Source organism: Nocardia sp. CA-129566 (assembly GCF_050956075.1).
Taxonomy (GTDB): domain Bacteria; phylum Actinomycetota; class Actinomycetes; order Mycobacteriales; family Mycobacteriaceae; genus Nocardia.
This window is the reverse complement of record NZ_CP192085.1, coordinates 9,220,411-9,237,524: the sequence shown is the minus strand read 5'-3', so window position 1 is coordinate 9,237,524 and position 17,114 is coordinate 9,220,411. Positions and strand designations below refer to the sequence as shown.

The 17,114-nt window shown below is 66.8% G+C and carries 15 protein-coding genes; 5 read left to right on the top strand and 10 right to left on the bottom strand.

From position 1 onward, the window contains the following. The first annotated feature begins 76 nt into the window (after positions 1 to 76). Positions 77 to 787, top strand: coding sequence for a hypothetical protein (locus ACQP0C_RS41175; protein WP_433729246.1), 711 nt, complete (start codon positions 77 to 79; stop codon positions 785 to 787). A gap of 109 nt (positions 788 to 896) precedes the next feature. Here ACQP0C_RS41175 and ACQP0C_RS41170 read toward each other — a convergent pair whose 3' ends face one another. From ACQP0C_RS41170 to tnpB, 7 genes are all read right to left on the bottom strand, one after another. Beyond that, complete coding sequence (locus ACQP0C_RS41170; protein ID WP_433729244.1) at positions 897 to 1,499, bottom strand: ribonuclease H family protein; 603 nt, start codon at positions 1,497 to 1,499, stop codon at positions 897 to 899. A gap of 10 nt (positions 1,500 to 1,509) precedes the next feature. After that, positions 1,510 to 1,980, bottom strand: a complete 471-nt coding sequence (locus ACQP0C_RS41165) for an SRPBCC family protein (RefSeq protein ID WP_433729242.1) — start codon at positions 1,978 to 1,980, stop codon at positions 1,510 to 1,512. A gap of 148 nt (positions 1,981 to 2,128) precedes the next feature. Further along, complete coding sequence (gene lhgO / locus ACQP0C_RS41160; RefSeq protein ID WP_433729240.1) at positions 2,129 to 3,307, bottom strand: L-2-hydroxyglutarate oxidase; 1,179 nt, start codon at positions 3,305 to 3,307, stop codon at positions 2,129 to 2,131. Between the two features lie 19 nt (positions 3,308 to 3,326). Continuing rightward, positions 3,327 to 4,058, bottom strand: a complete 732-nt coding sequence (locus ACQP0C_RS41155; protein WP_433729238.1) for a hypothetical protein — start codon at positions 4,056 to 4,058, stop codon at positions 3,327 to 3,329. A gap of 350 nt (positions 4,059 to 4,408) precedes the next feature. Further along, the gene (locus ACQP0C_RS41150; RefSeq protein WP_433729236.1) at positions 4,409 to 5,200 is read right to left on the bottom strand and encodes a TIGR03084 family metal-binding protein; all 792 of its coding nucleotides are present in this window, start codon (positions 5,198 to 5,200) and stop codon (positions 4,409 to 4,411) included. A 190-nt stretch (positions 5,201 to 5,390) separates the two neighbouring features. Next, positions 5,391 to 6,746: a hypothetical protein gene (locus ACQP0C_RS41145; RefSeq protein WP_433729234.1), complete on the bottom strand. Its 1,356-nt coding sequence runs from the start codon at positions 6,744 to 6,746 to the stop codon at positions 5,391 to 5,393. 50 nt (positions 6,747 to 6,796) lie between these two features. Continuing rightward, positions 6,797 to 8,275: an IS607 family element RNA-guided endonuclease TnpB gene (tnpB, locus tag ACQP0C_RS41140; RefSeq protein WP_433729232.1), complete on the bottom strand. Its 1,479-nt coding sequence runs from the start codon at positions 8,273 to 8,275 to the stop codon at positions 6,797 to 6,799. A 533-nt stretch (positions 8,276 to 8,808) separates the two neighbouring features. Between tnpB and lon the strand changes: the two genes are divergently transcribed. Both lon and ACQP0C_RS41130 read left to right on the top strand, forming a co-directional pair. Then, the gene (gene lon, locus ACQP0C_RS41135; protein WP_433729230.1) at positions 8,809 to 11,226 is read left to right on the top strand and encodes an endopeptidase La; all 2,418 of its coding nucleotides are present in this window, start codon (positions 8,809 to 8,811) and stop codon (positions 11,224 to 11,226) included. 107 nt (positions 11,227 to 11,333) lie between these two features. Next, positions 11,334 to 12,962 (top strand): FAD-dependent monooxygenase, encoded by a 1,629-nt coding sequence (locus ACQP0C_RS41130; RefSeq protein WP_433729228.1) that lies wholly within the window; start codon positions 11,334 to 11,336, stop codon positions 12,960 to 12,962. A 72-nt stretch (positions 12,963 to 13,034) separates the two neighbouring features. On the opposite strand, the gene ACQP0C_RS41125 is transcribed toward ACQP0C_RS41130, so the two are convergent. The 3 genes from ACQP0C_RS41125 to ACQP0C_RS41115 all read right to left on the bottom strand — a co-directional run bounded on the left by ACQP0C_RS41125 (position 13,035) and on the right by ACQP0C_RS41115 (position 14,793). Beyond that, complete coding sequence (locus ACQP0C_RS41125) at positions 13,035 to 13,478, bottom strand: PaaI family thioesterase (RefSeq protein ID WP_433729226.1); 444 nt, start codon at positions 13,476 to 13,478, stop codon at positions 13,035 to 13,037. A gap of 22 nt (positions 13,479 to 13,500) precedes the next feature. Then, complete coding sequence (locus tag ACQP0C_RS41120; protein ID WP_433729224.1) at positions 13,501 to 14,061, bottom strand: TetR/AcrR family transcriptional regulator; 561 nt, start codon at positions 14,059 to 14,061, stop codon at positions 13,501 to 13,503. A gap of 123 nt (positions 14,062 to 14,184) precedes the next feature. Beyond that, a complete protein-coding gene (locus ACQP0C_RS41115) occupies positions 14,185 to 14,793 on the bottom strand; it encodes a DUF1707 domain-containing protein (protein WP_433729222.1) in 609 nt (202 codons plus the stop codon). A 137-nt stretch (positions 14,794 to 14,930) separates the two neighbouring features. Between ACQP0C_RS41115 and ACQP0C_RS41110 the strand changes: the two genes are divergently transcribed. Together ACQP0C_RS41110 and ACQP0C_RS41105 are read left to right on the top strand one after the other, a co-directional pair. Continuing rightward, complete coding sequence (locus ACQP0C_RS41110) at positions 14,931 to 16,001, top strand: DNA polymerase IV (protein ID WP_433729220.1); 1,071 nt, start codon at positions 14,931 to 14,933, stop codon at positions 15,999 to 16,001. A 90-nt stretch (positions 16,002 to 16,091) separates the two neighbouring features. Next, a complete protein-coding gene (locus tag ACQP0C_RS41105) occupies positions 16,092 to 17,087 on the top strand; it encodes an oxidoreductase (RefSeq protein ID WP_433729218.1) in 996 nt (331 codons plus the stop codon). Positions 17,088 to 17,114: the final 27 nt, after the last annotated feature.

Genomic DNA, 17,114 nt, shown 5'->3' with positions numbered 1-17,114 from the left:
GAACGGTTCGTCCGGTGCGGACCGACAAGGCAATATCGGTGCGCTCGGGTGCGCCGGGAAAGTGCAGGATTTATCGATGTCCACTGATGATGTCGGCGCCGAGAACCAGAACTCGGATGCCCCGAAAGCCGACGCCGTGCCGGCCGAGGACAAGACCGTCGAGATCGGGAAGTCGGGCGATGCGGCTGCCCCGAAGTCCGAGCCGAAGCAGTCGGACACGCTGGCCAAGGGCGCGGCGCAGCCGGGTCCCCAGAATGGCGGTAAGGAGCGGGGCGCGCTGGTGCCCATCGTCGCCGCATTCGTCGCCGGTGTGCTGCTGGTCGCGGCGGTGACCGCCGTTATCGTCTTCTACCGGCAGGCGAGCAATCGCGGCGACCAGTTGGACGCGCACGAGGCGGCCACCGCGGCCGCGTGCGACTACGGCAAGCTGATCTCCACCTACGATCCGCAGACCATCGACGACTACCTGAAGAAGGTGGACGCCGCGTCGACCGGTGAGTGGAAGGACCAGTTCGCCAAGCTCGGTCAGGATCTCAAGGGTGTGGTCGTCGACGCCAAGGCCACCTCGTCCACCTACGACATGCAGTGTGGCTTCCAGTCCGGTGATACCGAAAGCGCGAAGGTGCTGGTGGTGATCGGTCAGACGACCACCAATGTGAATATCGCCGCCGCGAACAAGCCGCCGAGCAAGGTCGAACTCGTGGTGGTCGCCGGTCTGAAGAAGGTCGGCGACAAGTGGCTCGTCGACAAGTTCGACCTGCCGATCCTCAAGCAGATGGGCAACTGAGCAAGCCCTTCGGCAACCGAATACGAAGACGCCTCCGGGCGGGTGGGAATGGCACCACCCGCCCGGAGGTCTTTTCCGGCGGTCTTGCGCCCGGTCGCGCCCGGCGCTCTCAGAACAGGGTCAATGCCTGAGGGGCTGGTGCGACCGGCTTCCCCGCGGACCGCGGCCGGGAGGTTTTGGCTGCCCTGGCCGAATTGCCGAGGGCGGTGGTCTTTTCGGTCTTGTCCTCTACCGACGGCAGCTCGGGGAGTTCCGCGGTCGGTACCTCACCGGCGGCCGCGGAGGCCGCGGCCTGTCTGGCCGCCTCGCCCGCGAGGGTATCGGCCATCTCGTTGAAGTAGTTGCCGACATGTCCACGCACCCAGCGGAATCGGACCGGGCCCGGCCGGGAGGCGATGGCCCGGTCGATCTGCTTGATGAGTTCGACGTTCTTCACCGCGCCGCCGGTGGCGGTGCGCCAGCCGTTGATGCGCCAGCTGGCGATCCATTCCGACGCGCATTTGATCGCGTATAGCGAATCACTCTCGATGAGCAGCGGTTCCTCGCTGGGATGGGCGACTATCGCCTCCAGCAGCGCACGCAACTCGGCGACCTGATTTGTTCCGGTGGCGGCTCCCCCGCTGCGCGAGCCGCCCTGATGATTGACCCAAGCCCAGCCGATGGCGCCGCCGGGATTGCGGAGGCAGGATCCGTCGGTGCTCACGATGATCATGGCTGGCACCCTACGCAATCCGACCGACAAGATCGGTACCGTGGAATTCCTCTATCTCCCTTCGCAACTGGGACTCGGTGCGGCGCAGCGCCGAGCGCACGGCGGAATCCACCACGCGCAGGCACAGGCGGCCGAAGAGCCCACCCGGTGGAGCGTACTCCGCTTCCGAGGTCAGCACCGAGCGTCCATAGCCGAGTGGATCGAAGCGCAGCGTCAAAGTTCCCGACCACCGTCCGCGTAGCGTGTAGCCGATCACCACATTGCGCCGGTACTCGGTGATCTCGCATGTCATGGTCGGCCGCCACGGCCCGAATCTGGCGCGGGTGGTGAAGACGGCGCCGAGACCCTGGTCGAGCTCGCCTTTCGGCTCGAACGCGGCGACGCCGAACATCCAATCCGGCACGAACTGATGGTTGTCCGTATAGGTGAAGGCCACCTCGACCGGGGCTCCAACGTCGCTCGCGTACTTGATGTGGCCCATAGGCCCTCCCTGTTGGCTGCCGCTAAAAGTACTACAGCTCTCCTCTTTATTGGAGTGGTTGCCCGGAATTTGGCTGGACAGCTTTCCACATCAGCGACCGGGTGGTCGCTTGGTTTGCTGGGATGGGCGACTCAGCTAACGAATCGGGTCAGAGTTGGTCGACGATGTACTCGGCGATCGGCATGGCGGAGGTGGCCGCCGGTGACGGGGCGTTGAGCACGTGGACCGAGCGCGGCGTGCGCTCGATCATGAAGTCGTGCACCAGTGTGCCGTCGCGCAGCACCGCCTGCGCGCGGATCCCCGCCTCGCGCGGCCGCAGGTCCGCGAGCGTCAGCTCGGGGCAGTACCGACGGCATTCGGCCAGGTAGCCGCGCTTGAACAGCGAATTGCGCAACTCCCGCAACCCGGTCCGCACATGGGCGCGGGCGACCCGGTGGAAGCCGGGAAAACCGAGTACCGCACGGGCGTCGCGGGCGTCGAAACTGCCCTTGCGATAGCCCTCCCTGGCCAGGCCGAGCACCGCATTGGGACCGACGGTCAGCGCGCCGTCGATCGTCGGACTCAGGTGTACGCCGAGGAACGGCAGTGCGGGATCGGGGATCGGATAGATCAGCGTGCGCACCAATCCGGCTCGGCTGGGCGGTAGCTGGTAGTACTCGCCCCGGAACGGAACGATGCGAAAATCGGTTTGCAGGCCGGCCAGCTCGGCCATCCGGTCGGCCTGCAGACCCGCGCAGACCACCAGGGTGCGCGCGGTCCAGGAGCCCGCGGGGCCGGATGCAGTGACCGCGTCCGTGGTTTCGGTGAGCTCGGTGATCTGCGCGCCGAGCACGATCTCGCCGCCCGCGGCCCGGACCTCATCGGCGAGTGCGGTGGTGACGCGGGTGAAATCGATAATGCCCGTGGCGGGTACGAACAGGGCGCCGACGCCGGTCACATGCGGTTCCCTGCGGGTGAGTTCGGCGGCGTCGACCAGTTCGACATCGACGCCATTGGCGACCGATCGTTCGTGCAGCGCGAGCATTCGCCCGTGCTCGGCGGCATCGGTGGCCACCAGCAGTTTTCCGCAGACGTCGAACGGTATGTCGTGTGCCGCGGCGAATTCCTTGGTCCAGGCGGCACCCTGCCTGCACAGTCGTGCCTTCAGACTGTCCGGCGGATAGTAGATGCCGGAATGGATGACACCGCTGTTGTGCCCGGTCTGGTGGGTGGCCAAGGCGCTGGCCTTGTCGACGAGCACCAGGCTGGCGCCGCAGTGGCGTCGCAGAATCCGATGCGCCGTCGCGACTCCGACGATCCCGCCCCCGATGACACAGAAGTCGTACATGGGACGCAGAGTAGGCGGACTACACCACGATGGTGCGGTTCGCGGTCGTCGTGGCGGGATTCGGTGTCGCGTCGGCCGTGGTCGGGGCGTCGGTGGCGGGTGCGGTCGAGTCGTCAACGCTCGGCGCGGGTTTCGTGGTGGGTGCGGGATTGCGCTGCAGCCGGAGTCCGTGTTCGCCGAGGGTCGGATCCGAGAAGGCCAGTGTCACTTCGCCATTGTGCATATCGACCTCGGTGCGCAGCTGGGTGACACCGCCGGGATCGGCGTGGATGCCGAACCGCTCCCGAACCGGTTCGGAGAGCAGGAGATGCGCCAGTGTGGTCAGCGCATCGGTATCCACGGTGAAGGCGACCGAATCCGCGCGGCCGGTGGCCACCTGCGCGCCGACATAGGCGGTGCCGACACGCAGTTTGCCGCCGATTCCGGCCGACACCGCGGTCGGCGAATCGGCATTGGCCTCAGGGGTTTTCGCCGTGCCGTCCGTGGTCTCGGCAGGAAAACGGGCGAATAGCGCGGGTAGGTCGCGACTTGCGCCGGTCAGCAGCGCATCCGGGAGCTCGGGTCCGCGGTCGGTGCCGATATCCAGGATGTTGCGCGTCGGTGGTGCCGCGATTTCGCCGGTGGTGTGCTGGGTTTCGGCCATCTGGTGGACGATGTAGGCCCCGGCGGCCACGGTGAGACTGAGGCTGGCGGTGCCCGCGAGGACGATGGCGGCGTGCCGCGCGATCTGGGCAGGCTTGCGTGCTGCCACGATGCGTTCCTTTCCCTCCGCCCCTGATCCCCTCGTCGGCACGGCCCGCATCGTTGAAAGCCGTACAGGTGTCCAGGTTACAGGGGTGGCGGCAGGCGACGCCGCATGGGGGAGATCAGCATCACAATCCCAGGGTGGCCGGCACGCTGGCGGACTCGAGCCACTCGGCGTCATTCATGTTTCCACCACCTGACAAAGGGGTAAATAGACATAGCTGGCGAGCGTCATTCTCGACTGCCACATCGAGACACCCGGCCAACGGCGTCCGGCCGACACGAACGGCGCACCCAAGTGTGACGCTCGCCCGCTCCGATTTCCATCGTTGGACCGGGCGCTCGGGATTCGGCGGGTCAGTCGAACTGACCCGCCGTCCGGCCCGTTCCTGTCGGTCCCGCGAAAGCCTGTGCGATGGTGAGCCATTCGGCTGCCTGCGCACCTACGGTTTCGAGTGCGAGGTCATCGCGGTGGCGGCGCTGCGTCACCAGCAGACAGAAATCCAGGGCCGGACCGGTCACGCGCTGCGTGGCATCGTCGGCTCCCCACGACCAGATGTCGCCGTCGGGTGCGGTGAGTTCGACCCGGAATTCCGCGGCCGGCGCGGTCCTGCCGTGCACCGTGTAGGCGAAATTCCTGGTCCGCACGCCGATATGCGCGACCGTGCGCAGCCGGGCGGTCGGTGTTCTGGTCACCCCGAGCGCGTCGGCGATGTCCTGGCCGTGCGCGAAGGTCTCCATAATGCGGGCGCTGACCATCGACGCCGCGCTCATCGGCGGCCCGAACCACGGCAGCTTGGTGCCGGACGGGACCGCGCGCAGGGCGTCGATCAGATCGTCGCGGCCCCGGCGCCAGCGGTCGAGCAGTTCGGCGGCGGGTGCGGTGGCCGCCTCCTCGGCGGCCTCGTCGACGAAGGTCAACGCCCTCGGGGCGGCATCCTCGAGCAATTTCGCGAAGCCGTCGGTATCGGCGGCGGCCATGGTGGCGACCTCATCGGTCCAGGCCAGATGCCCGATCTGATGGGCGATACTCCAACCGGGCGCCGGCGTGGGCTGCGACCAGTCCGCTGCCGCCAGCGCGGCAACGATGCGTTCCAGTGCGGTGCATTCGTCGGAGAAGTCGCGCAGCAGCGCCTCGAGGTCAGCCATCGGTTTCCTGTCTCGTCCGCGGCGTGCTCGAATCCCTACGCAGGCTGCCTCCGCCGGGCCTGTCGCTCGCGCCCGTCGAGGCGCACTACTTCGTACGCCGTCGCGGTTCAGCATCGCAGCGGCTCCGAAAAAATGCAAGCATGCGTGCTTGTATTTGCTACGGACCGCTCCCCTGCCCGGGTCGGGCCGGTTACCAGCCGAAAATCGTCAGGTGGGCGGCGCCGACCACCAGGCCGAGCAGCGCGCCGTGCAGGTACAACAGCCAGGCATCCTGTTCGACCGAGGCGTAGAACATCTCCATGAACTCCCCCGGGGTGAGGTCCTGGAGCTTGCGCGCCGCGAACTCATCGATCTTCTCGGCCTGTTCGAGGGTGAACGCCTCGTCCTCGACCAGGCTCGGGGCCAGACCGACCGCGGCACCAGCCGCGCCGACCTTGAGATTGTCGAACTGGCGACGGCCGAACGCGACGCGCACGATCGAGGTGGTCGGGCCGAGCTGGCGATGGATCTCATCGGAGACCAGCCGCTCGATCAGCTGCCGGGTCTTATCACCATTGGGTCCCTCGAGCAGTTCCTCAGACAGATTCGGCAGCGTGAGCACCTGGTAGGCGAGGATATGCGCGAGATCGGTGGCCGCCTGCGGCTGCCGCTTGGCCAGCAGCGCCTGCTTCCACAGGTATTTGTAGCGCGGCTGCGGATCACCCGGTTCGAAGACCATTTTGACGGCGATGACATTGACGATCACGCCGATCGCCGCGGAGGCCAGCAGCACGATCGCCCACCCCGGCACCCAGCCGAGCACCGGAATGGTGTGGTGCACATGCATATACAGTGCGAGCAGCAGGCCGAACGGCGCGCCGAGCAGGCCGATCCGCACCATGAAGCGCAACTCCGGTGCGGCGATGGTGGTGGTCAGATCCTTCAGGATGTACGGGTTTTCCCGCAGATAGCGGATGACGAAGGATTTGATATCGATGAGCTGGTCGACATTGTCGCCGAGCGATTCGAAGGCGCGCTTGGTCAATGCGGGCAATTCCCGATCCACCCGCTGATAGATGATCTGTTTCATGGCCTTGGGCACGCCGCGCCACAGATCCGGATTCTCCCGATACATCAACTCGTCGACCAGGGGCTGCACCTGCTTGCTCGCGAGTACCGCGATGTAGTCGGCAATACCCTGCAGATCCAGTTCGTGAATGAAATCGCGCGGACTGCCGATGCGCATGAGCGCCTTGTCGACACAAATGCTGGCCATCTTCTCGGCACGCGCCGGAATGAAGCCCTGAAATCCGAACCGGCGGCCGTCGCCGGAGAATGTCGGCAGCACCTGGACCCGGCGCGGAAAATACGGATACAACACCTGCAGGCCCGGAATCCGGATGCCGCGAAATACGACGGGCCAGAACAGCATCAGCACACCGGTCCAGTTGGTGAGCCATCCGGCCAGTGCGCTGAAGATGGGGAAGGTGATCAGATCGACGCTGAACTTGGACAGGCCGGTCAGCTGTTCCCAATCGATGAACACTCCGGATGCGAGTGTTGTCATCGTGGGATCCCGTTGCCCGAGGTCTGAGTGTTTGTATGACGACTCATGTTTCAGGCAGCCGTTCCTTGCGGAGTGGCAGTCCCCGTCTGATCAGCGTTGGAGTCGCCGTGCGGGGTAGACGCTTCGACGCCTCCTGCCTTCCCCACCGCGGTGGCGGGGTCGGTCTTGCGGGTGGCTCCACGTCCTTGTCCAGCCGTGACGCTGGCGGCCGGGCTACTCCCGGTACCGGTCCTCGTTGCACTACCGATGGTGGTGTCGCCTAGGCGGGCGAGGTTGATCGCCGCATTCAGATCCCGATCGATGGGCGGGCATCCGTTGCGGCAGTAGTAGATGCGGTCCCGCAGCGATAGCTTGGTTTTCGCTTGGCAGCGGGAACACGTCTGGGTGGAAGGAAACCAGCGCCCGGCCATGCTCAGCGTGGTCTGGTTCCAGGCAGCTTTGTAGCCGAGCAGGGTCGCGATCCGACCGAGCGCGGCATCGCCGACCGCGCGGTTCAGGCCGCGTTTGCGGCTGCCACCGCGGCGGCTCATACCGTTTATGTTGAGGTCCTCTACGACAACGACCCGGTGCTCGCGGGCGAGTTTGGTTGTCGCTGTATGGAGTTCATGGCGTCGGATATTGCCCACGCGGGCATGGAGTTTCGCGATCCGAGCCTGGGTGCGCAACCACCGCCTCGACGGTTGGCGGCGGCACCGGGCATCCGGGTCCCACGGCCCCTTTTGGCGCCTCGCTCGCCGCTGCAGTGCCCGCAGGTGTGACCGGGTCGCGGCCAGTGGCTTCGGTGCTGGCACGCGATCGACCTCGGTGCCGTCGGGCGCGGCGACCACGAGCAGGTCTCGCACCCCGACATCTACCCCGACCACTTGGTGTTCGGATCGGGGCGCGTGCGCAGCCCGCTTCTTGCCTTCGACGATGGTCTGGAACGAGCAGTACCAGCGACCACCGTCGAATCGTACGGTGGCCGACAGGATTCGCGCGTTCCCGGCCTCCACGTGGCGGGCGAGTTTGCGGGTCGACTCATGGGTGTGGATGGTGCCCAACACCGGCAGCGTCACGTGATGGCGGTCGTCATCCACACGGATGGTGCCGGTGGTGAACCGCACCGATCTGGTGGCGTGATACTTGGACTTGAACCGCGGAAATCCGATTCGCGCGCCCGCTCGATCACCCCGGCGCGATTTGCTCCACGCGTCCAAGCCGCGAGCCAGCGCGTCCAGGCCGGTGTTGTAGGCCTCCTTCGAGTTTTCCTGCCACCACGGTGCTGCCTCGTGCTTGCGCTGGTTCCACGTCTTGCGCAGCGCTGGCAAACTCCAGCCCTGTGCGGGCGTCATCTCGTGTTCGGCGATGCCGTAGGAGCGTTCTGCGGTCCGCTGATCGCTCACCGCTCGCACGTGCGCAAGCATGTGGTTGAACGAGAACCTGCTCGCACCGCAGTGCGATTGCAGCGCTCGCACCTGAGCCGGAGTCGGGTCCAGCGCGAAACGATACGCCTGCGCCGTCCATCCGTCGGGGACCTCGAACCGTCCCATCGGCTACACCCCCTACTTCCGCCCAAGTGGTGAGATATCTAGCTGCCAACATTCTCATTGGCTCTACCGGGTGTCAACGCGGGCTCGAGACCAGGACCGAGTGCCCTGTGCCCGCGTCCCAACAGCGTGCGCCGCGTGCGATGCATGAGTCGCCGGTGTTGCCGCTCGTGTAGCTCGACTGGCGGTGCGATGGCCAGCCTCCCTCCGAACACGCACCTACTCTTCTCGGACGCAGCGGCTCAGCGATTACCTCGGCCTCCGGAAGTGGCACGGTCCGCCCGAACACCCGGCCAGCCCACCACTTTCCGCGGCAAACCGAGCGGCCGCCGGGGTAGGTATCGCGGTGCGCGAAGTCCTCCGCTGGACTGTGCCGCAGCGCGCATCGGATTCCGCGAAGCTCGACATCGTGCCAGGTCAGAGGGTTATCTGTGGCAACGTGATTCGCCGTGAGCGAACGTGGCGAGGGTTCCGGAACAAACGCGATCACCGCGGGGTTGACTGGGCATCGCTCAACTTTTGGAAGGGTCGAACACGTGACTACACCACAGAACCTGCCGGTGCTGTTCCTGACCGATCCGATCGTGCTGCCGGGCATGGTCGTGCCCATCGAACTGGACGAATCGGCGCAGGCCGCCATCGACGCCGCGCGCGCCGCGAATACCGACGCGGTGCTGCTCGCGCCCCGATTGACCGAGGGCTACGCCTCCTACGGCGTCGTCGCCACCATCGAACAGGTCGGCCGGATGCGCGGTGGCGCGCCCGCCGCGGTGCTGAAGGCCGAACGGCGCGCCAAGATCGGCCACGGGGTCACCGGGCCGGGCGCCGCGCTGTGGGTCGAGGCCGAACCGGTCGAGACGCCCGCCGCCGACGGGCGCACCAAAGAACTTGCCGCCGAATACAAGAAGCTCGTCGTTTCGGTGCTGCAGCGCCGCGAGGCCTGGCAGATCATCGACGCGGTCAATCAGCTGACCGATCCGTCGGCGATCGCCGATACCGCGGGCTACGCGCCGTACCTGACCGCGGACGAGAAGCGTGAGCTGCTCGAAACTCCGGACATCGCACAGCGTTTGACCAAGCTGATCGAGTGGACCAAGGCGCATATCGCCGAGGCCGAGGTCACCGAGAAGATCAGCGAAGATGTCCGCGAGGGCATGGAGAAGAGTCAGCGCGAATTCCTGCTGCGCCAGCAGCTCAATGCCATCCGCAAGGAACTCGGCGAGGACGAGCCCGACGGCGCCGACGACTACCGCACCCGGGTCGAACAGGCCGATCTGCCCGATGACGTGCGCGCCGAGGCGCTGCGCGAGGTCGGTCGGCTGGAGCGGGCCAGCGATCAGAGCCCGGAATCCGGCTGGATCCGGACCTGGCTCGATACCGTGCTCGAACTGCCGTGGACGGTGAAAACCACCGACAGCACCGACGTTTCGGCCGCTCGCGCGGTGCTGGACGCCGATCACCACGGGCTGGACGAGGTCAAGGACCGCATGGTCGAGTACCTGGCCGTGCGCTCCCGGCGGGCCGCGCGCGGACTCGAGGTCGTCGGCGGACGCGGCTCCGGCGCGGTGCTGGCGCTGGTCGGTCCGCCCGGTGTCGGCAAGACCTCGCTGGGTGAATCCGTGGCACGGGCCATGGGTCGCAAGTTCGTTCGCGTCGCGCTCGGCGGCGTGCGCGACGAGGCGGAGATCCGCGGTCACCGGCGCACCTACGTCGGCGCACTGCCCGGCCGGATCGTGCGCGCCATGAAGGAGGCGGGTTCGATGAATCCCGTTGTCCTGCTGGACGAGATCGATAAGGTCGGCTCGGACTTCCGCGGCGATCCGGCCGCGGCGCTGCTCGAGGTGCTGGATCCGGCGCAGAACCACACCTTCCGCGACCACTACCTGGATCTGGATCTCGATCTGTCCGATGTGCTGTTCATCGCGACCGCCAATGTCATGGAGACCATCCCCGGCCCGCTGCTGGACCGGATGGAGCTGATCACCGTCGACGGTTACACCGAGGACGACAAGGTGGCCATCGCCCGCGACTTCCTGGTGCCCCGGCAGCTGGAGCGCAATGCGCTGACCGCGCAGGAGGTTTCGATCACCGACGAGGCATTGCGTGAGGTCGCGGCCAACTACACCCGGGAAGCCGGTGTGCGGCAGATGGAGCGGTTGATCGCGAAGGCGTTGCGCAAGGCCGCGACTCGGCTGTCCGAGGACGGAAGCGGTTCGGCCGCAGACGACATCGTGGTGTCGCTGGGTTACGACGCCGAGCTGGGCTACGACTCGTCGGCGGAATCGGAGTCGTTGACCATCGATCTGGGCAATCTGAAGGATTACCTGGGCCGTCCGCGCTTCACCCCGGATTCGGTGGAACGCACCGCCGTCCCCGGTGTGGCAACGGGTTTGGCGGTTACCGGTCTGGGCGGCGATGTGCTCTACATCGAGGCCAATGGCGCCGAGGGCGAGCGCGCGCTCACCCTGACCGGTCAGCTCGGCGATGTCATGAAGGAGTCGGCGCAGATCGCCCTCACCTACGTGCGCTCGCACCTGGCGGAGATCGGCATCGAAGCGTCGGTGCTGGATCGCAATATCCACATCCACTTCCCGGCGGGCGCGGTGCCGAAGGACGGTCCTTCGGCGGGCGTCACCATGGTCACCGCCCTGGTGTCGCTGGCGCTGGGTCGGCAGGTGCGCGCGGATGTCGGCATGACCGGTGAGGTCACGCTGAACGGCCGGGTGCTGCCGATCGGCGGCGTGAAGCAGAAGCTGATGGCCGCCCAGCGCGCGGGCCTGAAGACGGTGTTCATCCCGGCCCGCAATGAGCCGGATCTGGACGATGTGCCCGCGGAAGTGCTGGCCGCCCTGGATGTTCGCCCCGTCGCCGATGTGGCCGACATCCTGGCCTACGCCATCGAACCGGTCGCCGAACCGGCCCTGGACACTCCGGTCTTCGCGGCGAGCGCCTGATATTCGGCCGAACGGGCCGTGCACCTGTGCACGGCCCGTTTTCGCGTGCATGGTCACCGTGACCGCGACGCAAGGGCGATGCAAGCCCGTGCGCACACGATCGGGACATGACTACTACAGAGCAGACTCCCGTACTCGTTGTCGGCGGCGGACTGGTCGGGCTGTCGGCCGCGCTGTTCCTCGAGTACCACAGTGTCCCTTATGTTCTGGTCGAACGCCGGGCCAAGACGTCGGTGCTGCCCAAGGCGCGCGGTCTGCACACCAGAACCACCGAGCTGTTCCGCCAGGTCGGGGTGGCGGATCGGGTCGAGCGCGCCGCCGCGACCGCACTGCGGGCGGGCAGCTTCGGCGGTGCCAGCACGGGCGCCACTCTGATCGCGGCTCAGCCGCTGGATATCAGTCATTTGGGGCGGGCAATGGCGGCCGCCGATCCCAGCCCATCGCGGTTCTGCTTCCTGCCGCAGGTGCTGCTCGAGCCGGTGCTCGCCGAGCAGGCCCGCGAGCGCGGCGGTGATCTCCGATTCGGGGTGGAGCTGGTCGAATTCGAGCCCGACGATGCCGGCGTGACGGCAACCCTGCGCGACGCGGCGGGCACTACCTCGGTGATCCGGGCCGACTATCTCATCGCCGCCGACGGTGCGGCCAGCACGATTCGTCGGGCATTGGGTATCGAGGGCTGGGAGGTGCCACCGACGCACCACTACATCAATGTCTTCGCGCGCACCGATCTCACGGGTGTACTGGGCGGTCGCACGTTCAGCCAGTGTGAGATCAGCAATGACACAGTGCGTGGACTCGTCCTGTCCAAGAACAACACCGACGAATGGTCGTTCCATCTCGAATACGATCCGACGCGCGAGAGCGTCGCGGACTATTCGGACCAGCGCTGTGTCGAGCTGATCCGCGCCGCGATCGGCGTGCCCGATATCGCGGTCGAGCTGCTGGCGCGAAGTGCCTGGGACACCGGCAGTTTCGTGGCCGACGAGTACCGGCGCGGCCGGGTGTTCCTCACCGGCGACGCGGCGCATCGGCACGCACCGTGGGGTGGTTACGGCGGCAATACCGGTGTTGCCGACGCGCACAATCTGGTGTGGAAGCTGGCGGCGGTACGCTCCGGCACGGCCGCGCCCGCACTGCTCGACTCCTATCAGGTCGAACGGTGGCCGCGTGCGATCATCGGCGCCGAACAGGCCAATCTCGGCGCAGACTTCCGCGCTCGCTACGGCATCGAAACACCCGACAACGCAGTCCAGTTGGCGCGCATGTTGGAGTTCGGGGCGGTGATGTCGCGCTTTCGCTACTCGTCGGATGCGGTATCGCACCGGAGCGTTCGCGGCGTCGAATGGGTTGAGCCGCATGTCGATCGGCTGACGGGTCAGGTTGGCACGCGGTTGCCGCACGTGTGGATCGATGCCGAGCAGACCACGTCGACCCTGGATCTCTGCGGGCCCGGCTACGCGTTGCTGATCGCGGGCGCCGCCGCGGCTTGGCGTGATGCCGCGGCGTACACCCAGCGGGAGACCGGAATCGATATCGCCGTGCACGGGTTGGCCGCCGAATGGAGTGCCTGCACGGGTCTGCCCGAGGGCGGTGCGTTGCTGGTGCGTCCCGACGGACATGTGGCCGCGCGCTCGGACGAGGGTCTGTACCCGAGGTCGCTGTGCGAAACCATACGGTCGCTCATGGGCTGGTCATCGGATACCGCATCGGTGCTCGACACCAAGGCCACTGCTTGAACTCGAGGTCGGTGGCGCACAGGAGATCGTGCACCACCCGAAGTCGACTGTGCCGCAATATGACCCGCGGCATCAGTTGCCGTTCGCCCCCAGTTCGCGCTCGACCGAGCGCGCGGTGCCCTGGGCGACCGCGCACAGCACCGGCTCCGCATCCGCGCTCTCGGCATAGATTTCGCAGGAGACAACGGCTTGGCGGCGCGTCGATCCGGTGACGGTGGCCGCGGCGCGCAGCCGCGTGCCCGCCGCCGGGCGCAGGTAGGTGATGGTGAAACCGCCGGTGAGGACATTGGCGCCGAGTATCGTACCGGCCGCGAAGGTGAGTGCGTTATCGGCCGCATACGACACCACACCGCCGTGTACGAAGCCGAATTGCTGGCCCAACTCGGGCCGGATGGCAATGATCAGGGTCGCGGCGCCGTCGCCGAATGCGGCGATCTCGGTGCCGACCAGCTGTGCGAACGGCTGTGCGGCGAGCACCTGCCGCGCCAGGTCCAGGTCGAGGGTGATCGTGGGCATGAGGTCTCCGTTGGTCAGTGGTTCAGTCGTTCGGCGTGCCCAGCGCCTGCCAGGCGGCATCGGCGAGTTCGCGCGCGACATCAATAGGGGCCGTGCGGATTTCGCCGCCGAGCCAATGTCGGGAGTACTCCTGCGCCGGGCCCAGCCACAGGGCGTAGAGGAGATCGAAATCGAGGTCGCGCACCGCGCCGTAGCCGGCGTGGGTGCGCCACCAGCGCATGACATTGCGCAGGAATTCCCGATTGCTCTCGCTCTCGCGCACGCCGGGCGGCCGAGCTGAATTGAGAACCGTTGCGCGGTACTGATTTTCGGTGACCCAACGCAGATGTTCGATGACTCCGGCGGTGACTCCGGCTCGCGCGTCGGTACTTTCGCCGACCACGACCCAGAAGTGCTCCTGATAGTCGGCGAGCGCATGCGCCCATACCTCGCGATACAGGTCCGCCTTGTCCGGGAAGTGGTGGTAGAGCGCGCCGACGCTGGCGCCGGCCGCATCGCGGATCTGGGTCAGTGTGGTCTCCAGCGGCCCCTGTTGCGCGAACTGACGCTCGGCTGCCAGCAGCAACCGATCTCGAATCTTCACAACCAGAATTTAGTTCTGTTTTGCGGACGGCGCAATGCCCGGCGGTCCACTGCCACGCACTACGGTCGTCGTCACTCTGCGGGCGGCAGAGACAGGGCAGATGAGACCGCCGGTAACAAACGATCAGGCAGTCGGTCGGGGCCTGCGCAGCAGCCAGGCCAGCAACGATCGCCTGGGCGGGCGCGGATACTTCGCGACCACCGTCCCGGAACCGATCTCCCCATCGACCCGGATCAGCGGCGACCCGGGCAGAGCGCCCTCGGTCACCTTGTTCTTGATGGTGCCGCTCTTGGTCTGTACGCGATCGAGATCGACCCGCCAGCCGCGCGGCACGATCAGCGCTACGGTGCCGGAACCGACCGATGCGTGCACCACGACCTCGCGATGCGGGCACAGCGCCCGGGTGAAGTCGATTGTGATACCGCCGGAACTACATTCGGCCGTGATGTCGGCCGAGACGATCCACTCACCGTCCTTCACCCGCGCGCCACTTCCGGTGCGCAGCTCGATCGGTTCGCGCGCCGCCGCGACCACCGGCAGATCGGCGGTGATGGCGACGAGTTCGGTCGTCGTCTGCGCCGAGTACACCGCGACCAGCCGCTTATCCAGCTCGAGCAAGTCGAGTTGCCCCTCGTCCACGGCGAGTTGCAGCTGTCGTGCCGCGACCTCGCGGTCGGTATCGCCGACCCGAACCGCGGGCACGACGGGCAGGTTGTCCGGTACGTCGGTCATGCGCAGTGCTCCCCTTGCTCGTCCTTCGGAAAATCCTACGGCTGCGCCGGTTCCCCGGGGCCGTTGCGATAGGCAGTGTGCGGCCCGATCGTGGCGAATTTCCGCTGGGTGTCACCGGCATGCGGTAAGACGGACATATGCCCAGGTGGCTGCTGCACGTCGATCTCGACCAGTTCCAGGCGGCGGTGGAGTTCCGTCGCCATCCCGAGCTGCGCGGCCTGCCGGTCATCGTGGGCGGCAATGGCGATCCCGATGAGCCGCGCAAGGTGGTGACCTGCGCGTCCTATCCGGCCAGGGCATTCGGGGTGCGCGCGGGGATGGCGCTGCGCTCGGCCAAGCGCAAATGTCCCGACGGGATTTTCCTGCCGCTGGATATGGCCACCTACGAGGAGGCCTCCGATGAGGTCATGGCGCTGCTGCGGACCTTCCCCGGCCGCGTCGAGGTATGGGGTTGGGACGAGGCCTTCCTCGCCGCCGATACCGACGATCCCGAGCAGCTGGCGCGCGAAATCCGGAGCGCCATCGCCGAATTGGATCTGACCTGCGCCATCGGCATCGGTGACAACAAGCTCACGGCCAAGCTGGCAACCGGTTTCGCCAAATCCGCGGGCAAATCCTCGGCCGCACCGGCCGATACCGACGGCGCGGCGGCGGGCATGTTCCGGCTCACCGCCGCGAACTGGGTCGAGGTCATGGCGCATCGTCCGACAAATGCGCTGTGGGGCATCGGAAATCGGATCGCGGCCCGGATGTCCGAACTCGGCATCGAAACCGTCGCCGATCTGATGGCCGCCGACCGACATCGCCTCGCCGCCGAATTCGGCCCGAATACCGGGCCGTATCTGCGGGTTCTCGGTCACGGCAAGGGCGATACCGACGTGACGACCGAACCGCGAGTTCCGGTGGGGCGCAGTAAATCCGAGACCTTCCCGCATGATCTGACCGATCCGGGGGAGATCCGGGCCCAGGTCGCGCGCCTGGCCACCGAGGTGGCCGAGGAGATGGCCGCCGCCGGTCGCATTCCGCTGCGCGTCGCGGTGACCGTCCGCACCAATACCTTCTACACCCGCAGCAAACAGGAAAAGCTGCCCGAGCCGACCACCGATATCGCGATGATCGTCGAAACCGCCCTGCGCATCATCGATCGCTTCGAACTCGATCGCCCGGTGCGCCTCCTCGGCGTCCGACTCGAGCTGGTTCCCGAATGAGGCATAGCGCCTTCGTATCGACACGGCGGTTGGGTCGATGTGGCCGTGGGATCTGTCCCGGGAGGCGCCCACGCTCGTATGCTCGTCGGCATGGAGTTCTTGGCGATGGTGGCACACGAATCGGACAGCGGGGTCGTGCTCACCCGGGAGCAGGTCGACGAGGACTTCCTCGGGCCGGGCGAAGTCACGATCAAGGTGCATTACTCGAGCGCGAACTATAAGGACGGACTGGCGATCACCGCGGGCGGTGGCGTGGTCCGCAACTATCCGATCATTCCCGGCATCGATATCACCGGTGAGGTCTTCTCCTCCGAGGTCGACGATTTCGCCCCGGGCGACCTGGTGGTGGCGCACGGCTACGATATCGGCGTTTCGCACAACGGCGGTTTCGCCGAATATGCCAGGGTGCCCGCCGACTGGGTGGTCAAGCTGGACGGTCTGGACACCCGCGACGCGGCCGCGCTCGGCACCGCCGGATTCACCGCCGCATTGAGTGTGCAGGGCCTGCTCGATCACGGACTGACCCCGGAGACCGGCGCGGTGCTGGTCACCGGCGCGACGGGCGGCGTGGGCAGCGTGGCCATCGATATCCTGTCCGGTCTCGGCTTCGAGGTGATCGCCTCCACCGGTAAGACCGATGCGGGCGATCTGCTCGCCGAACTCGGTGCCAACGAGGTGATCGGCCGATTGCCGGAGGATCCCGAGGCCAAACTCCGCCCGCTGACGAAGGCCACCTGGGCGGGTGCGGTGGACAGCGTCGGCGGCAGATCCCTCGCCTACATCCTCAGTGCCATCGGCTACGGCGGCTCGGTCGCGGTCAGCGGCCTCACCGGGGGCGCGGATCTGCCCACCACCGTCATGCCGTTCATCCTGCGCGGCGTATCGCTGCTGGGCATCGACTCCGCCTATGTCCCGATCGAGAAGCGCCGCGCCCTGTGGTCGCGACTGGCCAATGAGCTACGGCCGCAGCACCTTTCGACCATCGAGAACTTCGCCCCGATCACCGACGCCGAAAACGTGCTGCGCGCCATCCAGCACGGCGCCCATTCCGGCCGCACCGTCTTCGGCGTCGCTGGCGAATTCTGATCGCAACCGAAAAGCCCGGCTCGATGT